Consider the following 18436-nt stretch of genomic DNA (forward strand, 5'->3'; position numbering starts at 1 on the left):
CCGGGGCCTCAGCGCAGGCCGGTCTCCCGGCGCAGCGCCAGCTGGACGAGACGGTCCACCAGCTCGCGGTAGCCGATGCCTGAGGCCCGCCACATCTGCGGGTACATCGACATGGGGGTGAAGCCGGGCATGGTGTTGAGCTCGTTGACCACCAGCGACCCGTCGGGCATCACGAAGAAGTCGACGCGCGCCAGGCCCTCGCCGCCCACGGCCTCGAAGGCGCGGACCGACAGCTCGCGCATCCGGGTCGCCACCTCGTCCGGCAGGTCGGCCGGGATGTCGAGCTCGGTGTGCTCGGCAGGCAGGTACTTGGCGGCGAAGTCGTAGAACTCGTGCCCGCCCCCGATCCGGATCTCTGCGGGCATCGACGTCTCGACGGTCCCGTCGAGGGCCTCGAGCACCCCGCACTCCACCTCGCGGGCCCCTTCGGCGGCGACCTCGACAAGGATCTTCGGGTCGTGACGCTGCGCCTCGGCGACGGCGGCGTCGAGCTCCGAGGCGTCGTGCACCTTGCTGATCCCGATGCTCGAGCCGGCCCGGGCCGGCTTGCAGAAGACCGGGTAGCCCAGTGCGGCGACCTCGTCGCGGCACGCCTGCTGGTCCCGCTCCCAGCGGCGCCGGGTGATCACCACGTCCGGCATCACCGGGAGGCCGGCGGCCTTGAGGACGACCTTCATGTAGGCCTTGTCCATCCCCACGGCCGAGGCCAGGACGCCGGCACCGACGTAGCGCACGCCGGCCATCTCGAGCATCCCCTGGATGGTGCCGTCCTCGCCCCACGGACCGTGCAGCACGGGGAAGACGACGTCGACCTCCCCCAGCGTCCGGGGCGGCTGCGACGGCTCGGTGATCACCAGGTCGGTGTGGGCCTCCTCGCGCAGCAGCTGCACCGCGGCCCGCTCGCCGTCGACGTGCGGCAGGTGCTCGGCCGAGGTGAGCCGCAGCCGCTCGGTGTCCTCGCTCTCCAGCACCCAGCGCCCGTCCTTGGCGATGCCCACCGGCACCACGTCGTACTTGTCGCGGTCCAGGGCGTCGAGCACGGCGCCCGCGGTCACGCACGAGATGGCGTGCTCGGAGGAGCGCCCGCCGAAGACGACGGCGACGCGGGGCTTGGGGCTGACGGGCGAGTTCATCGGGCCCGACCCTAGCGTTCTAGAGTCGCCACCATGCCCACCGACGCCACCGGCAGCCCCGAGAGCACCCCCGTCCCCGCCACCCCGGCGCTGCGTCCCGGGACCCTGGCCGTGACGGTCGGGCGCCCGCCGCACGAGCCGGACGCCCCGCTGAACACCCCCCTCACCATGGCCTCCACCTACGTCGCCGGCGGCGACCTGGAGTACGGCCGCTACGGCAACCCGACCTGGCTGGCGCTCGAGGAGGCGCTGGGGGCCCTGGAGGGCGGCCGCTGCCTCACCTTCGGCTCCGGCCTGGCCGCGGTGGCCACCGTGCTGGACCTGGTGGGCACCGGGGGCAAGGTGGTGGCGCCACGCCACGCCTACAACGGCACCGTCATGCAGCTCGCCGACCTGGAGGCACGGGGTCGCCTGCGCACCGAGCTGGTCGACGTCACCGACACCGAGGCCATGGTGGCCGCGTGCGAGGGGGCTGCCCTGGTCTGGCTGGAGTCCCCGACCAACCCGGCGCTGGAGGTCGCGGACATCCCCACCATCCGGGCCGCCGCCCATGCGGCCGGCGCCTACGTGGTCGTCGACAACACCTTCGCCACCCCGCTGCTCCAACGCCCCCTGGAGGACGAGGTGGACCTGGTGGTCCACTCGGCGACCAAGTACCTCGCCGGGCACAGCGACGTGCTGATGGGCGCGATCTGCACCCGGGACGAGGAGCTCTTCAAGGTGCTCAAGGGGCGGCGCGACCTGGTGGGCGCGGTGCCCGGCACCCTCGAGGCCTGGCTCACCCTCCGGGGCCTGCGCACCCTCCACCTCCGCGTCGAGCGCGCCCAGGCCAACGCGACCGAGCTGGTGCGACGGCTCCGTGAGCACCCGGCTGTCGGGGAGGTCCGCTACCCCGGCTTCGGCGGGATCGTCTCGATCGTGCTCGCCGAGGGCGCGATGGCCGCCGACCTGCTGACCCGCAAGACCTCCCTGTGGGTGCACGCCACCTCGCTGGGGGGCGTGGAGTCGACCTTCGAGCGGCGGCGCCGCTGGCGGTCCGAGCCGGCGACGATCCCCGACGGGCTGGTCCGGCTCTCGGTCGGCATCGAGGACGTGGAGGACCTCTGGGAGGACCTGCGTCGCGCCCTGGACGACCTGGTCCTGCCGGACCGCGGCTGACTCCCGCCACCCGGGCCCGCGCCGGCTCGGCGGCTCAGTCGGTCTCGGCCTTGGTGTCGCGGGCGATGAAGGCGTTCATCATGTCGTAGGCAGTGGCCCGGCCCGCGACCACGTCGTCGACGTGGGCGGCGATCGGAGCGTCCACGCCGTGGGCCTCGGCCAGCGCCCGCAGCGACGCGCACGACTTCGCCCCCTCGGCCACCTGGGAGGTCGAGGCGTAGATCTCCTCGGTGGTCATGCCTCGACCCAGTCGCTCGCCGAAGCTGCGGTTGCGCGAGAGCGGCGAGGAGCAGGTGGCCACCAGGTCTCCGAGGCCGGCCAGGCCCATCAGGGTCATCGGGTTGGCACCGAGCGCCACGGCCAACCGCGCCGTCTCGGCCAGCCCGCGGGTGATCACCGAGGCGGTGGTGTTGTCCCCGAAGCCGAGCCCCACCGCCATTCCCACCGCCAGGCCGACGACGTTCTTGTAGGCACCGCCGAGCTCGCAGCCCAGCACGTCGGTCGAGGTGTAGGGACGGAACGCCGGCGAGTGGCACATCTGCTGCAGGCGACGGGCCACGGACTCCTCGGCACACGCCACCACCGACGCGGCCGGCTCGCGCTTGGCGATCTCCTTGGCCAGGTTGGGCCCGCTGATCACCGCGATCCGGTCCGGACCGGCGCCGGTCACCTCGGCGATCACCTCGCTCATCCTCTTCAGGGTGCCCAGCTCGACGCCCTTCATCAGGCTGACCAGCACCGCGTCGTCCTCGATCAGCGGTGCCCAGGCGGTGAGGTTCTCCCGGAAGGTCTGGGAGGGGGTGGCGAAGACGACCACCTCGGCCCCGGCCAGCGCCTTCGCGGCGTCGCACGTCGCGGTGATGGCGGCAGGAAGCTCGATCCCCGGCAGGTAGTCGGGGTTCTCGTGCGTGGAGGTGATCGCGGTCGCCAGCTCCTCCCGGCGGGCCCACAGCACCACCTCGTTGCCTGCGTCGGCGAGCACGAGGGCGAAGGCGGTGCCCCACGAGCCGGCACTCAGCACTGCCACCTTGGTCATCTCGTCCTCTTCCTGGTGTGTCGGTCCTTGCGGCCGGGAGGTGCGTCGTGAGGGTTTCCTATCAGCCGGACGCCCGCACGCCGGGGGTCGAACCGCTCCTCGGGCGCCTTCTCCCCGCGGATCTGCTCGAGCTCGGCGACCACGGCGGCCATGATCCGGTCCGTGGCCTCCTGCACGGCGGCCGGGTCGTCGCGCCGGGCGCGCAGGTCGTCCAGCGGGACCGGCTCACCCGCCCGGACCGTGATCCGGGTGCGGGGCAGCAGCTTGGGCCGCCGGGAGTAGGGCGGCAGCAGCTCCTGGGCACCCCAGTGGGCCACCGGGACGACCGGGGCGCCCGTGGCCAGGGCGATCCGGGCGGCACCCGACTTGCCCCGCATCGGCCACAGGTCGGGGTCCCGGGTCAGCGTCCCCTCGGGATAGACCACCAGGCACTCACCGGCCTCGACGGCGGCCACCGCCGCGTCGTAGGCGCCGATCGCCCCGGGCGTGAGGCGCTCCACCGGGATCTGCCCCGTGGAGTGCAGCACCCCGGCCACGAACCGGTTGCTCCGGAAGAGCGCGGCCTTGGCGAGGTAGCGCGGCAGCCGCCCGTGGTCGTAGACGAAGTGCGCGGTCAGCAGGGGGTCGGCGTGCGAGAGGTGGTTGAAGACCAGGATGCACCCGCCCTCGCGGGGGATGTGGTCACCACCGATCCAGCGGTGCGTGGTGGTCGCCCCCAACGTGGGGCGGAGGATGATGTTCCCGGCCAGGAAGCCCCAGCCGTGCCGCCTCGTGAGCTTGCCCAGGGGCACCGACGACCGACCTCCTCCCGAACGCGCACCGATGGCACGCACTGTTTCCTGAATGTGTGACAGAGGTTACTGCCTCCCCGACCGAGGGAGGTGTGCCACCGGGTGGCAGGATCGCGAGAATGCCTGAGGAGAGCTTCACCGTCCTGGTGCCGGCCAAGCCGCCGGCCTGGGCGAAGTCCCGGCTCGCCGGCCTGGAGAGCACTCGCCGGGCCGCACTCGCCGAGGCGTTCGTCCACGACACGGTGGCGGCCGCGCTGGCCTGCCCGGAGGTGACCGGGGTGCTCGCCGTCACCGACGACCACCTGCTGGCCCGGACGCTGCGCGAGGCCGGCTGCGCGGTGGTGCCGGACGCCGTGACCGACGACCTCAACGCCACGTTGCGACAGGCGGCGGCCGAGGCCGCCCGGCGCTGGCCCGGGACGCGCCCGGTCGCCCTCTGCGCCGACCTGCCGGCGCTGCGCCCCGAGGACCTGGCCCAGGTGCTGGGGCTGGTGCTCCGGCAGGCGGGCGACCTCCCGGCGTTCGTCCCCGACGCCGCCGGCACCGGCACCACCCTCTACACGGCCCCCCAGGCCCACTTCGCCCCCCGCTTCGGTCCGGGGTCGGCGGCCGCGCACCAGGCGCTCGGGGCGCTGCGTCTCGACGACGCGCCGCTGCGGGTCCGCCTGGACGTGGACGAACCGGACGACCTCGCCCGGGCGCTGGACCTGGGGGCCGGGCCCCGCACCCGCGCACTGGCCGGCGACCCTCCGGACGGACCCCCGAGCTCCTAGGCACGGGCGTCCGGGACGCACAGGACCCGCCCGGCGTGCCGGACGGGTCCTGTGCCTGGAGGTCGGGGGCGTCAGCTCTTCTTGGCCGCCTTCTTGGCCGGCGCCTTCTTGGCGGTGCTGGCGCTCGCCGACTTCTTGGCCGGCGCCGTCGCGGTGGTGGCCTTCTTGGTCGTGGTCTTCTTCGCGGTGGTCTTCTTGGCCGCCGCGGTGGCGGTGGTCTTCTTCGCCGTGGTCTTCTTGGCCGCCGCGCTGGCGGTGGTCTTCTTCGCCGCCGTGGTGCTGGCACTGCTCTTCTTGGCCGCGGTGGTGCCGGTCTTCTTGGCCGCCGTCTTGGCCGGAGCCGTCTTGGCGGTCGACTTCCTGGCGGTCGTCTTGGCGGGGGCGGACTTGGCGGTCGTCTTCTTCACGCCGGTGGCCTTCGGCGTGGCCGGGGCGGCCTTCTTGGCGGCCGAGCCGGCGAGCGAGGCCGCCTTCTTGGCCGGGGCGGTGGCCGTGGCGACCGTGAGCTTGGGCAGCTTCTTGGCGCCCGAGACGATGTTCTTCAGGTCCTGGCCGGCCTTGAACGCCGGCACCGAGGTCTTCTTCGACTTCATCCGCTCACCCGTCTGGGGGTTGCGGACCCACCGGGCGTTGCGGACGCGCTTCTCGAAGGAGCCGAAACCCGTGATCGCGACCTTCTCGCCCCGGGCGACCTCCCGGGTGATGGTGTCCAGGACGGACTCGAGCGCGTGGGCCGCGGCCTTGCGGTTCCCTTCGAAACGCACTGCCAGCGTGTCGATGAGCTGTGACTTGTTCACTAGCTTCCCTTCCAACGAACTCTGCGGCCGAGCCCGTGCTCGACTTCTGACGCCACGCTAAGTATTTGTGGCGGGCGCCACAATCACCGCAGGCGTGTTGGAGAGAAGTTTTCCCTTACAGGGTGGCGGGTTTCCAGCTCGGCCGGGTCTGCTCGAAGGCGGTGATGTCGCTCTCGTGGCTCAGGGTGATGCCCACGTCGTCGAGCCCCTCGAGGAGTCGCCAGCGGGTGTAGTCGTCGATGTCGAAGCTGTCGACGATGGCGTCCTCGCCCTCGCCGGCCCGCACCGTGCGGGAGACGAGGTCGACCGTCACGGTCGCGCCGGGGTTGGTCTCGAGGTGGTCCCAGAGCCGCTGGACGAGCTCCTCGTCGACCTGGGCGGTCAGCAACCCGGCCTTGCCCGAGTTGCCGCGGAAGATGTCGGCGAAGCGGGAGGAGAGCACCACCTTGAAGCCGTAGTTCTGCAGCGCCCAGACGGCGTGCTCGCGCGAGGAGCCGGTGCCGAAGTCGGGGCCGGCGACCAGGACGGAGCCGCCCGCGTAGGCAGGCTGGTTGAGGACGAACTCCGGGTCGTTGCGCCAGCCGGCGAAGAGCCCGTCCTCGAAGCCGCTGCGGGTCACGCGCTTGAGGTAGACGGCCGGGATGATCTGGTCGGTGTCGACGTTGGTCCGGCGCAGCGGGACGCCGATGCCCGTGTGGGTGGTGAACTGCTCCATGTCAGCGCTCCTTGCTGGCGGAGCCGACCAGCTCCAGGTCGGCCGGGGAGGACAGGGTGCCGCGGACCGCGGTGGCGGCCGCGACGGGCACCGAGACCAGGTGCGTACGACCGCCCTTGCCCTGGCGCCCCTCGAAGTTGCGGTTGGACGTCGAGGCGCTGCGCTCCTGCGGAGCGAGCTGGTCGGGGTTCATGCCCAGGCACATCGAGCACCCGGCGCCCCGCCACTCGGCGCCTGCGGCGATGAAGACCTGGTCCAGGCCCTCGGCCTCGGCCTCGAGGCGGACGCGCGCGGAGCCGGGCACCACGAGCATCCGGGTGCCCTCGGCCACGGTGTGGCCCTCGAGGATGGAGGCGGCCAGACGCAGGTCCTCGAGCCGGCCGTTGGTGCAGGAGCCCACGAAGACGGTGTCGACCTTGACCTCGCGCATCGGGGTGCCGGCCTCGAGACCCATGTAGTCCAGTGCCCGCTGGGTGGTGAGCCGGTCGCCCTCGTCCTGGTAGTCCTCGGGGCTCGGGACGTTGCCGCCCAGCGGCACGCCCTGGCCGGGGTTGGTGCCCCAGGTGACGAACGGCGTCATCGTCGAGGCGTCCAGCACGATCTCCTCGTCGAAGACCGCGTCGTCGTCGGTGACCAGGGTGCGCCAGTGCGCGACGGCCGCGTCCCAGTCGGCACCCTTGGGCGCCTCCGGCTTGCCCTGGATGTAGTCGAAGGTGGTCTGGTCGGGAGCGATCATCCCCGCCTTGGCGCCCCACTCGATCGACATGTTGCAGACCGTCATGCGGCCCTCCATCGAGAGCTCCTCGATGGCCTGTCCGCGGTACTCCACGATGTAGCCCTGTCCCCCGCCGGTACCGGTGTGGGAGATCAGCGTGAGGACCAGGTCCTTGGCGGTGACGCCCGCCGGGAGGCTGCCGTTGACGGTGACCGCCATCGTCTTGGGCCTGGCCTGCATCAGCGTCTGGGTGGCCAGCACGTGCTCGACCTCGGAGGTGCCGATGCCGAAGGCGATCGCCCCGAAGGCACCGTGCGTGGAGGTGTGGCTGTCGCCGCACACGATCGTCATCCCCGGCTGGGTGAGGCCCAGCTGGGGGCCGACCACGTGGACGATCCCCTGCTCGACGTCGCCGAGCGGGTGGAGCCGGACGCCGAACTCGGCGGCGTTCTTGCGCAGCGTGTCGACCTGGACCCGGCTCACCGGGTCGGCGATCGGCTTGTCCCAGTCCAGCGTCGGGACGTTGTGGTCCTCGGTGGCCAGGGTGAGGTCGGGGCGCCGCACCGGGCGCCCGGCGAGCCGCAGGCCGTCGAACGCCTGGGGGCTGGTCACCTCGTGGATGAGGTGGAGGTCGATGTAGAGCAGGTCCGGCTCACCCTCGGCACTCCGGACGACGTGCTCGTCCCACACCTTCTCGGCCAGGGTCTTGCCCATGGACCTGCTCCTCTCTGTCAGGGTAGGCCTGGAGGGGCATACCCGATCTGGGTCATGTCGCGACGTTACTCTTGCATCCCAACTTCTGAGACGGCAATATTGCCATATGGACAACTCAAGCGGGGTCGGAGTCCTCGACAAGGCTGCTCTCGTGCTCGCCGCCCTGGAAGCAGGTCCCGCCACCTTGGCGGGCCTGGTCGCCGGCACCGGCCTGGCCCGGCCGACCGCCCACCGTCTCGCCGTGGCGCTCGAGCACCACCGCCTCGTGGCGCGCGACATGCAGGGTCGCTTCGTGCTCGGCCCCCGGCTGGCCGAGCTGTCGGCGGCCGCCGGCGAGGACCGGCTGCTCGCCGCCGCCGGCCCGGTGCTGGCCCGCCTCCGCGACATCACCGGCGAGTCGGCCCAGCTCTGGCGTCGCCAGGGAGAGCACCGGGTGTGCGTGGCCGCCGCGGAGCGGCCCAGCGGCCTGCGCGACACCATTCCCGTCGGCTCCCAGCTCACGATGCGCGCCGGCTCCGCCGCCCAGGTGCTGCTGGCCTGGGAGGACCCGGAGCGCATGCACCGGGGCCTGCAGAACGCGGCCTACTCGGCCACCGCACTCTCGGGCATCCGCCGCCGGGGCTGGGCCCAGAGCGTCGGCGAGCGCGAGCAGGGCGTCGCCTCTGTCTCGGCGCCGGTCCGCTCGCCCAGCGGCAAGATCATCGCCGCCGTCTCGGTCTCCGGCCCCCTGGAGCGGCTCTCGCGCCAGCCCGGCCGGATGCACGCGCCCGCGGTGCTGGCGGCCGCCGAGCGGCTCTCGGAGTCGCTGCGCCGCGCCGCAGCGGAGTGAACGCGGCCGGCGCGGCACCCGCTCAGAAGAGCGCCTCGACCTCCACCCCGAGCAGGATCCGCTTGCGCTCCAGCCCACCGGCGTAGCCGGTCAGCGAGCCGTCGGCGCCGATCACCCGATGGCACGGGATGACGACCGGGATCGGGTTGCGGCCGTTGGCCAGGCCCACCGCCCGGGAGGCGGCGTTGGTATGACCGAGCCGCACCGCGATCTGGCCGTAGGAGGCCGTCTCGCCGTAGCCGATGGCCCGCAGCTCCCGCCAGACCCGCTGCTGGAAGTCGCTGCCGGCCGGCGCCAGCGGAAGGTCGAAGTCGGTCAGCTCGCGGTCGAAGTACGCGCTGAGCTGTCGCACCGCCTCGGCCAGCAACGGGTGCTCGTCCTCCCGCTCCCCCCGCGGCGCGCCGTCGCCGGGCGGCCGGAACGGAGAGAACTCGATCGCGGTGATCGCACCGTCGTGCTCGGTGATCCGCAGCTCGCCCACCGGCGAGTCCGTCAGTGTCCACATGGTCCTGCCTCCTCCTCCACCAGGGTCTGCCACAGCTGCACCTGCGCATAGGAGCGCCACGGCCGCCACGTCTCGCTGAGCTCGGACGCCCGTCCGGGGTCCTGGCCGAGGCCGCGCAGCGCCTGCCTCGTGCCGATGTCGCCGGGCAGGAACAGGTCGGGGTGGCCCAGGGCCCGCATCCCGATGTAGTCGGCCGTCCAGGGCCCGATGCCGGGCCGGGCGAGCAGCGCCTCACGCACCTCTTCGCGGTCGGTCCCCCGGTCCAGGCGGACCTCACCCGCGGCCAGCGCCCGGCACAGGCCCACCAGGGCTGCCCCGCGGGACTTCGGCATCCGCAGCGTCGTCGGGTCCGCCGCGGCGACGGCCTGAGCGGTGGGGAAGAGCCGGGTCAGGCCCGGGACGGTGGTGGCGACCTCCTGCCCCAGCTCCAGGCTCAGCCGCGAGGCGAGGGTCCGGGCGCCGGCCACGCTCACCTGCTGACCCAGGACGGCACGGACGGCGACCTCGTGGCCGTCTACGTGACCGGGGACCCGCAGCCCCGGGTGACGCCCGCCCACCGGACCCAGCACCGGGTCGCCGGAGAACGCCTCCGCGACGGCCGTCGGGTCGCAGTCGGCGTCGAGCAGCCGGCGCACCCGCTCGACGGCGGCGCCGGTGTCGCGGAGGTCGGTGAGGATGAAGTCGGCCGGCACGAAGGCGGTGCCGGGATCCCGCAGGTCGGCCAGCTCCAGCGACACCCAGCCGTGGCCGTGCGGCAGGCGCAGCGTGCGGGCGTACGTCGTGGCGTCCACCACCTCGACGCCCGCCACCGCCCGCCGCTCCAGGAAGGCCAGCAGCGCGGAACCGGCGAAGGGGGTGCGGACAGCCAGCCGCAGCGACAGGCCCCCCGGCGCAGCCCCCGCCTCCGCCGGCCGGCGCCGCAGCTGCGAGGGGGTCGCGGCGTAGACCTCGCGGACCGTCTCGTTGAACTGCCGGACGCTGGTGAAGCCGGCGGCGAACGCCACGTCGGCCAGGCCCAAGACGGTGCTCTCGATGAGGATCCGGGCGGTCTGGGCCCGTCGGGCCCGGGCCAGGGCCAGCGGCCCCGCCCCGAGCTGGGAGACCAGGACCCGGCCCAGGTGGCGGGGCGAGTAGCCCAGCCGGGTGGCGAGCCCCGTCACCCCGTCGCGGTCGACGACGCCGTCGGCGATCAGCCGCATCGCCCGGCCCGCCACGTCGGCGGCCGCGTCCCACTCCGGGGAGCCGGGGGTGGCGTCGGGGACGCAGCGCTTGCAGGCCCGGTAGCCCGCGGCCTGGGCGGCGGCCGCCGTGGGGTGGAAGGCGACGTTGCCCGCTGCCGGGGTTCTCGCCGGACAGGAGGGCCGGCAGTAGATCCCGGTGGTGCGGACCGCGGTGTAGAAGACCCCGTCGAAGCGCCGGTCCCGGCTGCGGACCGCGCGGTAGCAGGACTCGGGGTCCAGCACCCCCGGGTTCCCACCCGTCGCCCGGGCCGCCCCGGCCGCGGTCGTCGTCCTCGTCATGGCTCCATCCTGCCCCGGCGGGCGGCGCGGAGTCTGGCGGATATCGGACACGGCGGCGGGCCCGCCGCGCGACGGCCGGCTACTGCTCGGCCGCCGGCCCGGAGGACGTCAGGTGGAGCGCCATGAAGACGTTGTCGACCCACTCCCCCTCGAGCCGGAACTCCGCGCGCAGCACCCCTTCGACCTCGAACCCGCACGACTCGTACAGGCGCCTCGCGGGGGCGTTGGACGACAGCACCCGCAGCGACAGCTTGCGGGCGCCGCGACGGCCCGCCTCGTCGATCGCGGCGGCCAGGAGGAGCCTCCCCGCACCCCGCCCCTGGTGCCCCGGCTCGACGGCGAGGCCGTTGACCAGGAGCACGTGGGCGTGCGAGGGCGCCGTGCTGTGCTGCTTGAGCAGCAGGTAGCCGCACACGGTGCCCGCCTCGGTGGCGACCAGCACGTCGGAGGGGTCGAGACCGTCGTGCAGGAACGGCGTCCCGGCATCGGGGCGCGGCATCGGGGAGACGGCCGGGCTCCAGGTGAGCAGGTCGATCTCACCCAACCTGGCCGCGTCCTCGGCACGCGCCGTCCTGATCTCGAGCACGTCGGGAAGTCTGCCACCCACCCCCGTGCCACCCCCGTGCCAACGCCGCCGCAGGCGTCCGCCAGGCCCGGAGCAGGGCCCGCAGGGGTGACCTGGGGTGGGAACGCCGAAGGGGCCCCGGGCAGCATCTCTGCTGTCCGAGGCCCCTTCGAATGCTGTACCCCCGACCGGATTCGAACCGGCGCTACCGCCGTGAGAGGGCGGCGTGCTAGGCCGCTACACAACGGGGGCTTGCACGTGTGTCACCGGCGATGTTCTGCCGGTAACGGTGAGAAACCTTAGTCGAACTGCTGCTTCTCACCAAATCCCGGTGGAGCTGGGATTTCGCTGGGATACAAGGACTCGAACCTTGACTAACTGAACCAGAATCAGTCGTGCTGCCAATTACACCATATCCCAATGCTCGGGCACCGTGAGGCGCCTCAGACCCCCGGGGGAGCCGAGCCAGAACGATACACGGGCCTCTCCTGCGCGGCCAAAACGCCCCCGTCCACGGTGTTCGCCAGGCCCATCCGGCGGGCCACCCACCAGGCGAGGGCGAGGTAGACCAGGGACTGCGTCAGCGTGCCAGGAAGGCTCCACCAGCTCCCGCCGGTGGGGTTGAGCGCCTCCCCGAGATCGGCGAAGGCCAGCGCCAGCCCGAAGGCGACGAAGTTGTTGAGCACGTGCATCGCGATCGCGGCCTCGAGCCCCCCGGTCGCGATCACCAGGACGCCGGCCACCACCCCGAAGGCGAACCTGTCGACGAAGACCGGGAGGTCCTGGGCTCCGTGGGCCAGGCCGAAGAGGAACGCCGGCACCAGCACCGCCAGCACCCGGGCGGCCACCACACCTCCGACCATCCCGCCGATCGCCTGGGTGAGGTAGCCGCGGAAGAGGTACTCCTCCCCCGCCGCCTGCCACGGGGTCAGCAGCAGCACGACGAGGAGGAAGTCGCGGGTGGTGGAGGTGAACGCGTTGACCTCCACCGCGACGGGCTCGCCGGCCCCCTGGGGCACCATCGCGGAGACGACGAGGGTGGCGAAGAGGGCTACCACCGAGAGCCCGAGGCACGCCGCGAAGTAGCGCCACCGCATCCGCGGGCCCACCGAGGTGACCCAGCGCAGCGGCAGCTTGTGGAGGAGCCTGCTGACGGCCCACACCAGCCCGATGGCGCTGGCCAGCACGACGTTGAGGAAGGCCAGCGTCGAGGGTGAGGGGTCCCCGGTGTCGAGCAGCCGCTCGAGCGACTCCACGAGCGGCTCCCCGGCGACCACGAAGCCGGCGGCGAAGGCGAGCTGCCAGAACAGCGGCGCCAGCACGAACGCGCCGAGCAGCACCAGCACGGTGCCGAGCACGGGGCGCCAGGCGCCGCGGGGCCCCGCCCGGTGGAGCTGGTGGTAGCCCAGCCGGGCGGGGACCTGCCCGGCGGTCACGAGCCGGAGAGCGCGTCCCGGAGTCGCGAGATGCTCCGCTCGCGACCCAGCAGCTCCATCGACTCGAACAGCGGGGGCGAGACCTTGCGACCGCTGATCGCGATGCGCACCGGGCCGAAGGCCAGCCGCGGCTTGAGGCCACGCTCCTCCACCAGCGCGGTCCGCAGGGCCTGCTCGATCTCGGCCGTCGACCAGGTGGGCAGATCCACGAGGGCGTCGTGGGCCGCCCGGACGACCTCCTGGGCGGCCTCGTCGAGCGCCTCGGTCCGGGTGAACTCCGCCTCCGGCACGAAGAGGAAGGACAGCATCGGGGCAGCCTCGGTGAGCTTGTTCATCCGCTCGGCCACCAGCGGCATCGCCAGCTCCAGCATCTCGGCGTCCGCGTCGCTGACCGGGTCGCCCAGCACGCCGGCGTCCTTGAGGAACGGGATCACCCGGTGGGTCAGGTCGTCGAGCGGCAGCATCCGCATGTGGTCGGCGTTGATCGCCTCCGCCTTCTTGAGGTCGAAGCGCGCGGGATTGGGGTTGACGTCGGAGAGCTCGAACTTCTCGACCATCTCCTCGAGGGTGAAGACGTCGCGGTCCGGGGCGATCGCCCAGCCCAGCAGGGCCAGGTAGTTGAGCAGCCCCTCGGGAAGGAAGCCCTGCTCGCGGTACAGAGCCATGTGGGACTCGGGGTCGCGCTTGGAGAGCTTCTTGTTGCCCTCCCCCATCACGTAGGGAAGGTGCCCGAACCGCGGGGTCCACTTCGCCACGCCGATGGCCTGGAGGGCGTCGAAGAGGGCGATCTGGCGCGGCGTGCTGGAGAGCAGGTCCTCCCCGCGCAGCACGTGGGTGATCTCCATCAGGGCGTCGTCGACCGGGGCGACCAGGGTGTAGAGCGGGTCGCCGTTGGCGCGGCAGAGCGCGAAGTCGGGGACGAACTCGGTCTGGAAGGTGATCCGGCCGCGCACCAGGTCGTCGAAGCCGATCTCGCCCTCGGGCATCCGGAACCGCACCACGGGGTCACGACCCTCGGCACGGAAGGCCGCCACCTGCTCGTCGCTGAGGTCGCGGCAGAAGCCGTCGTAGCCCATCACCTTCGAGCCGGCCGCCTTGCGCCGGGCGGTCGGCTCGTCGCCGGTGCAGTAGCAGTCGTAGGTGTAGCGGCTCTCCTTGAGGCGGGCGAGCACGTCGGTGTAGAGGTCGCCGCGCTCGGACTGCCGGTAGGGGCCGAAGGGACCGCCCTTGAGGGGGCCCTCGTCCCAGTCGAGCCCCAGCCACTGCAGCAGGTCGACCATGGACTCGTAGGACTCGACTGTGTTGCGCTCCTTGTCGGTGTCCTCCACGCGGAAGACCAAGGTGCCACCGTGGTGCCGGGCGAAGGCCCAGTTGAAGAGGGCGGTGCGGGCCAGCCCGACGTGCGGGCTTCCCGTCGGGCTGGGTGCGATCCGGACCCGTACCGGCCGGTCGGGGGTGCTGGGGGTGCTCAACGCTGGGCCACCTTGTTCGTGAGGGTTCCGATGCCGGCGATCGAGACCTCGACCTCGTCGCCGACCTGCATGGGACCGACGCCCGCGGGGGTGCCGGTGAGGATGACGTCTCCGGGCAGCAGCGTCATCACGCTGGAGACGTGAGCGACGAGCGTGGGGATGTCGAAGATCAGGTCGGCGGTGGAGCCGTCCTGGACGAGGTCGCCGTTGAGGTGGGTCTGGAGCCGCACCCCGTCGGCGAAGGTCTGGGGGTCCAGGTCGGTCTCGATCCAGGGCCCCAGCGGGCAGAAGGAGTCGAACCCCTTGGCCCGGGTGAACTGGCCGTCGCGACGCTGCAGGTCGCGCGCGGTGACGTCGTTGCCGACGGTGTAGCCGTAGATGACGTCGGTCGCCTGCTCGGGCGGGACGTCGCGGCACAGGCGGCCGATCACCACCGCCAGCTCGCCCTCGTAGTGCAGGTCGGAGGTCTGCGGCGGGTAGAAGACCGGATCGCCAGGGCCGACGACGCTGGTGTTGGGCTTGATGAACATCAGCGGCTCCGCGGGTACGTCGTTGCCCAGCTCCGCGGCGTGGTCGGCGTAGTTGCGGCCGATGCCCACCACCTTGCTGCGCGGCAGCACCGGGGCGAGCAGCCGGACGTCGGCCAGCTTGTGCTCGACCTGGAGCAGCTTCATCCCGACATAGAGAGGGTCGCCGGCCAGGGCCACGACCACGCTCTCCTCGTCGGGCTGGCCGAACTCGTCGACCCCGCCCGTCACGACGCCGTACATCGGCTCTTCCCCGGTGGTGAATCTGGCGATACGCACCCCCTGAGCCTATCCGCCTACCCTGGGCGCGTGCCTACGGCTCTCTCCCCCCGCGTGCTCGACGAAGCCACCTGGCGCCGCGCGGCGCACGAGCACGCCGCGCGCGTCGAGCCCTACGTGGCCGACCACCTGGCCCGTCGCGGCTCGGGGGTCCGCCACCCGGTCCACGACTTCCTCTTCACCTACTACTCCCAGCGTCCCGCGCAGCTGCGCCGCTGGCACCCGGGCTTCGGCTTCGCGCTGGCCGGTGCCGAGGAGTACGCCACGCTCAAGGGCTACGAGCCGCACCGCGACGCCGCCACGGGGAGCGCCGCCACGGTGGCCCCGGCACACGTCGCCTCTCAGCGGCCTCTGCTCGAGGCGCTGCGCCGCCTGCTGGCGGCGACCACGCGACGGCCGGCCTCCTTCGGCTGCTTCGGCCTGCACGAGTGGGCGATGGTCTACCGGCTGGCCGAGGACGAGACCCGCCACGCGGACTGGCCGCTGCGCCTGGGGCCCGCGGGCACCGACGAGGTGGTGGAGTCCCACCGGGTCGCCTGCTCGCACTTCGACGCCTACCGCTTCTTCACCGCGCCCGCCCGTCCGCTCAACACCCTGAGCCCCGGGCGCGACGACCGGAGCGACTTCGAGCAGCCGGGCTGCCTGCACGCCACCATGGATCTCTACAAGCACGCCTTCCGGCTCACCCCGATGGTCTCCTCGGACCTGGTCGCCGACTGCTTCGAACTGGCCCGCGAGGTCCGGATCCTCGACATGCGCGCCGCGCCCTACGACCTGACCGGCCTCGAGGTCGACGGCGAGCCGTTCGTCCCGGTCCGGGTGGAGACCAGCGCCGGCAAGCAGGAGTACGCCGCCGCCCAGCGCGGGTTCGCCGAGCGGGCCGCGCCGCTGCGGGCCCGGCTCCTCGAGGAGTGCGAGCGACTGCTGGCCGTGGCCCGGGCCGCCGGGTGAGCACCTACCCCGGCCACAGCGTCCTGCAGGTCCCCGTCCCGGCCCTGGAGGCCTGGGTGCGGGAGCGGACTGCCCACTACGACCCGGCCTACCTCAGCGAGGACCCCCGCTTCGGTCACGCCCACGTGACCGCGCTCGGGCCCTTCCTCGACTCCCCCGGGCCCGAGGACCTGGCGGTCGTGGAGGCGATCGCGTCGGCCACCAGGCCCTTCGACTTCCGGCTGGCCCGCACCGGCACCTTCCCCAACGGGATCGTGCACCTGCTCCCGGAGCCGGCGGAGCCGTTCCGCGCCCTGACCAGCGCTCTGGCCGCGGCGTTCGGGCACTGCCCGCCGTACGGCGGCCAGTTCCCCGACCCGGTGCCGCACCTCACGTTGGACGCCCTCTCCGAGGAGGTCAGCGAGGAGTCGACCCGCCGAGCCCTGGGCCCGTTGCTGCCGGCGCACAGCCGGGCCGAGCTGCTCGACCTGGTCTGGTACGAGCAGGGGGCCTGCCGGGTGCTGCACCGGTGGCCCCTGGGCGGGGCCCGGCCGGGTCAGAACTCGTAGCCGAAGTCCTCGATCGAGGAGGCGAAGAGCCGGGCGACCTTGGCCCTGGACCGCTCGTCGTAGAACTCGCGGTAGTCGCGCGCGGGGCGGGCGGAGCCCTTGGCCCGCGGCAGGTCGGGCTCGCCCGGCAGGCCGAGCTGCTCCCAGACCTCGGCGAGGTCGTCGGCGAGCCGCTCGTAGCGCAGCACCCGGTCGACGGCGATCTCCCCGCGGATCCGGTAGATCCGCTGGTTGCCGGCGAGCTGCTCGACGGAGTCCTCGTCGACGAACTCCGAGAACGGCGGCGCCGCCCGCGCGCCGGGCCGCTCGCGGAACTTCCAGAAGTAGAGGGAGACCACCGTGTCCCAGGGGTTGCGCTCGACGGCGAAGCGGAAGTAGTCGTCCCAGGTCGCCGGGCCGACCACCTTGCGGACCATCTGGGCCGGCATGTGGTTGAAGGCCTTGCGCACCAGCGGCGGTGACTCGTAGTTCTGGGCCGGGCGCCCCCCGGCGGCCGCGCGCAGCTCCTCGTCGTCGGGGCTGATCCGGGTGATGACGTCGTCGGGCCCGCAGACCTTCGACAGGGCGATCTCGACGCTGGTGCCCGCGGTCTTGCGCGTCTTGAGGAAGACGAAGCGGTGCTGGTGCGAGACGATCACAGCCGTCACTCTAGCCAGCCGTCGACGGCCGGGCCCGACCGGTTACGGTGCGTCCATGCCGCGCCTGGAGGAGAACCGAACGTTCCGCGACGAGGACTGGTACGGCGAGGACCTGGACGGGGCGCGCTTCGTCCGGTGCACCTTCACCCGGGTCGACCTCACGGAGTCACGGATCTCGGGCGCCACCTTCGAGGAGTGCGTGTTCGGCGACTGCCGGTTCAACGCGGCGGTCCTGGTCTCCACCGCGCTGATCGCCTGCACGCTGCGCGGGTGCAACCTCTTCGACGCCACGTTCGAGGGGTGCAAGCTCTCCGGCACGTCGTTCTCCGCCTGCACGACGCGACCGATGAAGGTCACCGGCGGGCAGTGGCGGGGGGTCTCGCTGCGCGGCGCCGACCTGCGCAAGCTCGACCTCTCGGGGCTCGACCTGCGCGAGTGCGACCTGGGGATGGCCGACCTGACCGGGGCCCGGCTCCGCGGCACCGTGCTCGACGGGGCGGACCTGCGCGGCGCCAAGCTCTCCGGCACCGACCTGGTCGGCGCCTCCCTGGACCGGGTGGACCTCTCGGCGGCCGAGCTGCGCGAGACCCGCCTCGACCTCACCGGTGCGGTGCTGCTCGCCGAGCTGAACGGCGCCCTGGTGCAGCTGGACCCCTGATCCGGCGGGCGGGACCGGTCAGCCGGCGGCGCCGGCGGTGGTCAGGCGCACCCGGATCCCGTCGATGAGCAGGGCCAGCCCCGCGTCGAAGTCCGAGGTCTCGCGCGGCTCGGCCGCGATCGCCCCCACGCTGCTGGCCTGGAGCCGTGTCTGCTCCTCGGCCGTGTGCCCGAAGACGAGGTGGAGCAGGGTCCGGGTGGCGGTCGCGCGGAGCGCCTCGTCCAGACCGCTGTCGGCCAGCGCCCCGGACACGGCGGCCTCGGCCGCCCGGGCACCGAGCCCGAAGGCGTGGACGGTGGCCACCACCTCGGCCCCGTCACGCCAGGCGAGCAGCGCGTTGCGCAGCTGCCGGCAGACCGCGGCGACCCGCTCGTCCCACGGCCCCGGGCCCACCGGGCTCAGTCCGCGCGCCAGCATCTCGTCGGCCACCGCCGCCAGCAGGCTCTGCTTGTTGGCGAAGTGGTGGTAGAGCGCGCTGGGCCGGATCCCCAGCTCGGCGCCCAGCCGCCGCATCGTGAGGTCGGCCAGCCCGTACTCGTCGAGCACCTCGAGGGCTCGCGTCACGATGTCGGTGCGGCGATAGCGCATCCTGGGCCCTCTCACCTGAGACGATTCCGGCACCGGTTGACGCGGTGCTGCGCCGACCCTAACCTGAACGCCGTTCACCTGACCAGCG

Annotated in this window: 20 protein-coding genes and 2 tRNA genes; 6 read left to right on the forward strand and 16 right to left on the reverse strand. The window is 72.8% G+C overall.

From position 1 onward, the window contains the following. Positions 1 to 8: 8 nt before the first annotated feature. The gene (locus AC4BGE_RS01525) at positions 9 to 1133 is read right to left on the reverse strand and encodes a D-alanine--D-alanine ligase family protein (RefSeq protein WP_490574134.1); all 1125 of its coding nucleotides are present in this window, start codon (positions 1131 to 1133) and stop codon (positions 9 to 11) included. A gap of 33 nt (positions 1134 to 1166) precedes the next feature. Here AC4BGE_RS01525 and AC4BGE_RS01530 point away from each other — a divergent pair, with 33 nt between their 5' ends. Next, on the forward strand, positions 1167 to 2291 hold the full coding sequence (locus tag AC4BGE_RS01530; protein WP_490569841.1) for a trans-sulfuration enzyme family protein: 1125 nt from the start codon (positions 1167 to 1169) through the stop codon (positions 2289 to 2291). 34 nt (positions 2292 to 2325) lie between these two features. Here AC4BGE_RS01530 and AC4BGE_RS01535 read toward each other — a convergent pair whose 3' ends face one another. Together AC4BGE_RS01535 and AC4BGE_RS01540 are read right to left on the reverse strand one after the other, a co-directional pair. Next, entirely contained in the window at positions 2326 to 3327 is a 1002-nt protein-coding gene (locus AC4BGE_RS01535) for an NAD(P)H-dependent glycerol-3-phosphate dehydrogenase (protein WP_490569840.1), read from the reverse strand. Then, a complete protein-coding gene (locus AC4BGE_RS01540) occupies positions 3324 to 4118 on the reverse strand; it encodes a lysophospholipid acyltransferase family protein (RefSeq protein ID WP_490569839.1) in 795 nt (264 codons plus the stop codon). Before AC4BGE_RS01540 ends, AC4BGE_RS01535 begins: the two co-directional genes overlap by 4 nt. 119 nt (positions 4119 to 4237) lie before the next feature. Between AC4BGE_RS01540 and cofC the strand changes: the two genes are divergently transcribed. After that, the gene (cofC, locus tag AC4BGE_RS01545) at positions 4238 to 4891 is read left to right on the forward strand and encodes a 2-phospho-L-lactate guanylyltransferase (protein WP_490574135.1); all 654 of its coding nucleotides are present in this window, start codon (positions 4238 to 4240) and stop codon (positions 4889 to 4891) included. 71 nt (positions 4892 to 4962) lie between these two features. On the opposite strand, the gene AC4BGE_RS01550 is transcribed toward cofC, so the two are convergent. The 3 genes from AC4BGE_RS01550 to leuC all read right to left on the reverse strand — a co-directional run bounded on the left by AC4BGE_RS01550 (position 4963) and on the right by leuC (position 7832). Beyond that, the gene (locus AC4BGE_RS01550; protein WP_490574136.1) at positions 4963 to 5688 is read right to left on the reverse strand and encodes an HU family DNA-binding protein; all 726 of its coding nucleotides are present in this window, start codon (positions 5686 to 5688) and stop codon (positions 4963 to 4965) included. Between the two features lie 115 nt (positions 5689 to 5803). Further along, on the reverse strand, positions 5804 to 6403 hold the full coding sequence (gene leuD / locus AC4BGE_RS01555) for a 3-isopropylmalate dehydratase small subunit (RefSeq protein WP_490574137.1): 600 nt from the start codon (positions 6401 to 6403) through the stop codon (positions 5804 to 5806). 1 nt (position 6404) lies between these two features. Beyond that, entirely contained in the window at positions 6405 to 7832 is a 1428-nt protein-coding gene (gene leuC / locus AC4BGE_RS01560; RefSeq protein WP_490574138.1) for a 3-isopropylmalate dehydratase large subunit, read from the reverse strand. Between the two features lie 106 nt (positions 7833 to 7938). Here leuC and AC4BGE_RS01565 point away from each other — a divergent pair, with 106 nt between their 5' ends. Further along, positions 7939 to 8661, forward strand: a complete 723-nt coding sequence (locus tag AC4BGE_RS01565) for an IclR family transcriptional regulator (RefSeq protein ID WP_490569834.1) — start codon at positions 7939 to 7941, stop codon at positions 8659 to 8661. A gap of 22 nt (positions 8662 to 8683) precedes the next feature. Here the strand turns inward: AC4BGE_RS01565 and AC4BGE_RS01570 are convergent, their stop codons facing one another. The 8 genes from AC4BGE_RS01570 to AC4BGE_RS01605 form a co-directional block, all read right to left on the reverse strand. Beyond that, positions 8684 to 9166, reverse strand: coding sequence for a methylated-DNA--[protein]-cysteine S-methyltransferase (locus tag AC4BGE_RS01570; protein WP_490574139.1), 483 nt, complete (start codon positions 9164 to 9166; stop codon positions 8684 to 8686). After that, a complete protein-coding gene (locus AC4BGE_RS01575; RefSeq protein WP_490574140.1) occupies positions 9154 to 10686 on the reverse strand; it encodes an AlkA N-terminal domain-containing protein in 1533 nt (510 codons plus the stop codon). The genes AC4BGE_RS01570 and AC4BGE_RS01575 overlap by 13 nt, the downstream gene beginning before the upstream one ends. A 79-nt stretch (positions 10687 to 10765) precedes the next feature. Continuing rightward, positions 10766 to 11272: a GNAT family N-acetyltransferase gene (locus AC4BGE_RS01580; protein WP_490574141.1), complete on the reverse strand. Its 507-nt coding sequence runs from the start codon at positions 11270 to 11272 to the stop codon at positions 10766 to 10768. Between the two features lie 158 nt (positions 11273 to 11430). Beyond that, positions 11431 to 11503, reverse strand: a tRNA-Glu gene (locus tag AC4BGE_RS01585). Positions 11504 to 11599: 96 nt separating this feature from the next. Next, a tRNA-Gln gene (locus AC4BGE_RS01590) sits at positions 11600 to 11671 on the reverse strand. A 23-nt stretch (positions 11672 to 11694) separates the two neighbouring features. Continuing rightward, on the reverse strand, positions 11695 to 12687 hold the full coding sequence (locus AC4BGE_RS01595; RefSeq protein ID WP_490569830.1) for a CPBP family intramembrane glutamic endopeptidase: 993 nt from the start codon (positions 12685 to 12687) through the stop codon (positions 11695 to 11697). Beyond that, positions 12684 to 14159 (reverse strand): glutamate--tRNA ligase, encoded by a 1476-nt coding sequence (gltX, locus tag AC4BGE_RS01600; RefSeq protein WP_490574142.1) that lies wholly within the window; start codon positions 14157 to 14159, stop codon positions 12684 to 12686. The genes AC4BGE_RS01595 and gltX overlap by 4 nt, the downstream gene beginning before the upstream one ends. Then, a complete protein-coding gene (locus tag AC4BGE_RS01605; protein WP_490574143.1) occupies positions 14156 to 14965 on the reverse strand; it encodes a fumarylacetoacetate hydrolase family protein in 810 nt (269 codons plus the stop codon). Before AC4BGE_RS01605 ends, gltX begins: the two co-directional genes overlap by 4 nt. A gap of 30 nt (positions 14966 to 14995) precedes the next feature. Here AC4BGE_RS01605 and AC4BGE_RS01610 point away from each other — a divergent pair, with 30 nt between their 5' ends. Together AC4BGE_RS01610 and AC4BGE_RS01615 are read left to right on the forward strand one after the other, a co-directional pair. After that, on the forward strand, positions 14996 to 15916 hold the full coding sequence (locus AC4BGE_RS01610; protein ID WP_490574144.1) for a 3-methyladenine DNA glycosylase: 921 nt from the start codon (positions 14996 to 14998) through the stop codon (positions 15914 to 15916). Continuing rightward, positions 15913 to 16464 (forward strand): 2'-5' RNA ligase family protein, encoded by a 552-nt coding sequence (locus AC4BGE_RS01615; protein WP_490574145.1) that lies wholly within the window; start codon positions 15913 to 15915, stop codon positions 16462 to 16464. The genes AC4BGE_RS01610 and AC4BGE_RS01615 overlap by 4 nt, the downstream gene beginning before the upstream one ends. On the opposite strand, the gene AC4BGE_RS01620 is transcribed toward AC4BGE_RS01615, so the two are convergent. Then, positions 16452 to 17102 carry a sulfotransferase family 2 domain-containing protein gene (locus tag AC4BGE_RS01620; RefSeq protein ID WP_490569825.1) on the reverse strand — a complete coding sequence of 217 codons (651 nt, stop codon included), beginning with the start codon at positions 17100 to 17102 and terminating at the stop codon, positions 16452 to 16454. The two genes, AC4BGE_RS01615 and AC4BGE_RS01620, sit on opposite strands and share 13 nt — an antisense overlap. A gap of 55 nt (positions 17103 to 17157) precedes the next feature. On the opposite strand from AC4BGE_RS01620, the gene AC4BGE_RS01625 reads away from it, so the two are divergent. Then, positions 17158 to 17760 (forward strand): pentapeptide repeat-containing protein, encoded by a 603-nt coding sequence (locus tag AC4BGE_RS01625; protein WP_490574146.1) that lies wholly within the window; start codon positions 17158 to 17160, stop codon positions 17758 to 17760. A gap of 18 nt (positions 17761 to 17778) precedes the next feature. Here the strand turns inward: AC4BGE_RS01625 and AC4BGE_RS01630 are convergent, their stop codons facing one another. Continuing rightward, positions 17779 to 18348, reverse strand: coding sequence for a TetR/AcrR family transcriptional regulator C-terminal domain-containing protein (locus tag AC4BGE_RS01630; protein ID WP_490574147.1), 570 nt, complete (start codon positions 18346 to 18348; stop codon positions 17779 to 17781). Positions 18349 to 18436: the final 88 nt, after the last annotated feature.

It is taken from the genome of Nocardioides sp. Z50_6 (assembly GCF_058215755.1).

Coding starts and splice junctions, on each gene's coding strand:
- cofC (WP_490574135.1), top strand. CDS start 4,238: ATGCCTGAGGAGAGCTTCACCGTCCTGGTGCCGGCCAAGCCGCCGGCC.
- AC4BGE_RS01575 (WP_490574140.1), bottom strand. CDS start 10,686: ATGACGAGGACGACGACCGCGGCCGGGGCGGCCCGGGCGACGGGTGGG.
- AC4BGE_RS01535 (WP_490569840.1), bottom strand. CDS start 3,327: ATGACCAAGGTGGCAGTGCTGAGTGCCGGCTCGTGGGGCACCGCCTTC.
- leuD (WP_490574137.1), bottom strand. CDS start 6,403: ATGGAGCAGTTCACCACCCACACGGGCATCGGCGTCCCGCTGCGCCGG.
- leuC (WP_490574138.1), bottom strand. CDS start 7,832: ATGGGCAAGACCCTGGCCGAGAAGGTGTGGGACGAGCACGTCGTCCGG.
- AC4BGE_RS01570 (WP_490574139.1), bottom strand. CDS start 9,166: ATGTGGACACTGACGGACTCGCCGGTGGGCGAGCTGCGGATCACCGAG.
- AC4BGE_RS01625 (WP_490574146.1), top strand. CDS start 17,158: ATGCCGCGCCTGGAGGAGAACCGAACGTTCCGCGACGAGGACTGGTAC.
- AC4BGE_RS01530 (WP_490569841.1), top strand. CDS start 1,167: ATGCCCACCGACGCCACCGGCAGCCCCGAGAGCACCCCCGTCCCCGCC.
- AC4BGE_RS01525 (WP_490574134.1), bottom strand. CDS start 1,133: ATGAACTCGCCCGTCAGCCCCAAGCCCCGCGTCGCCGTCGTCTTCGGC.
- AC4BGE_RS01565 (WP_490569834.1), top strand. CDS start 7,939: ATGGACAACTCAAGCGGGGTCGGAGTCCTCGACAAGGCTGCTCTCGTG.
- AC4BGE_RS01630 (WP_490574147.1), bottom strand. CDS start 18,348: ATGCGCTATCGCCGCACCGACATCGTGACGCGAGCCCTCGAGGTGCTC.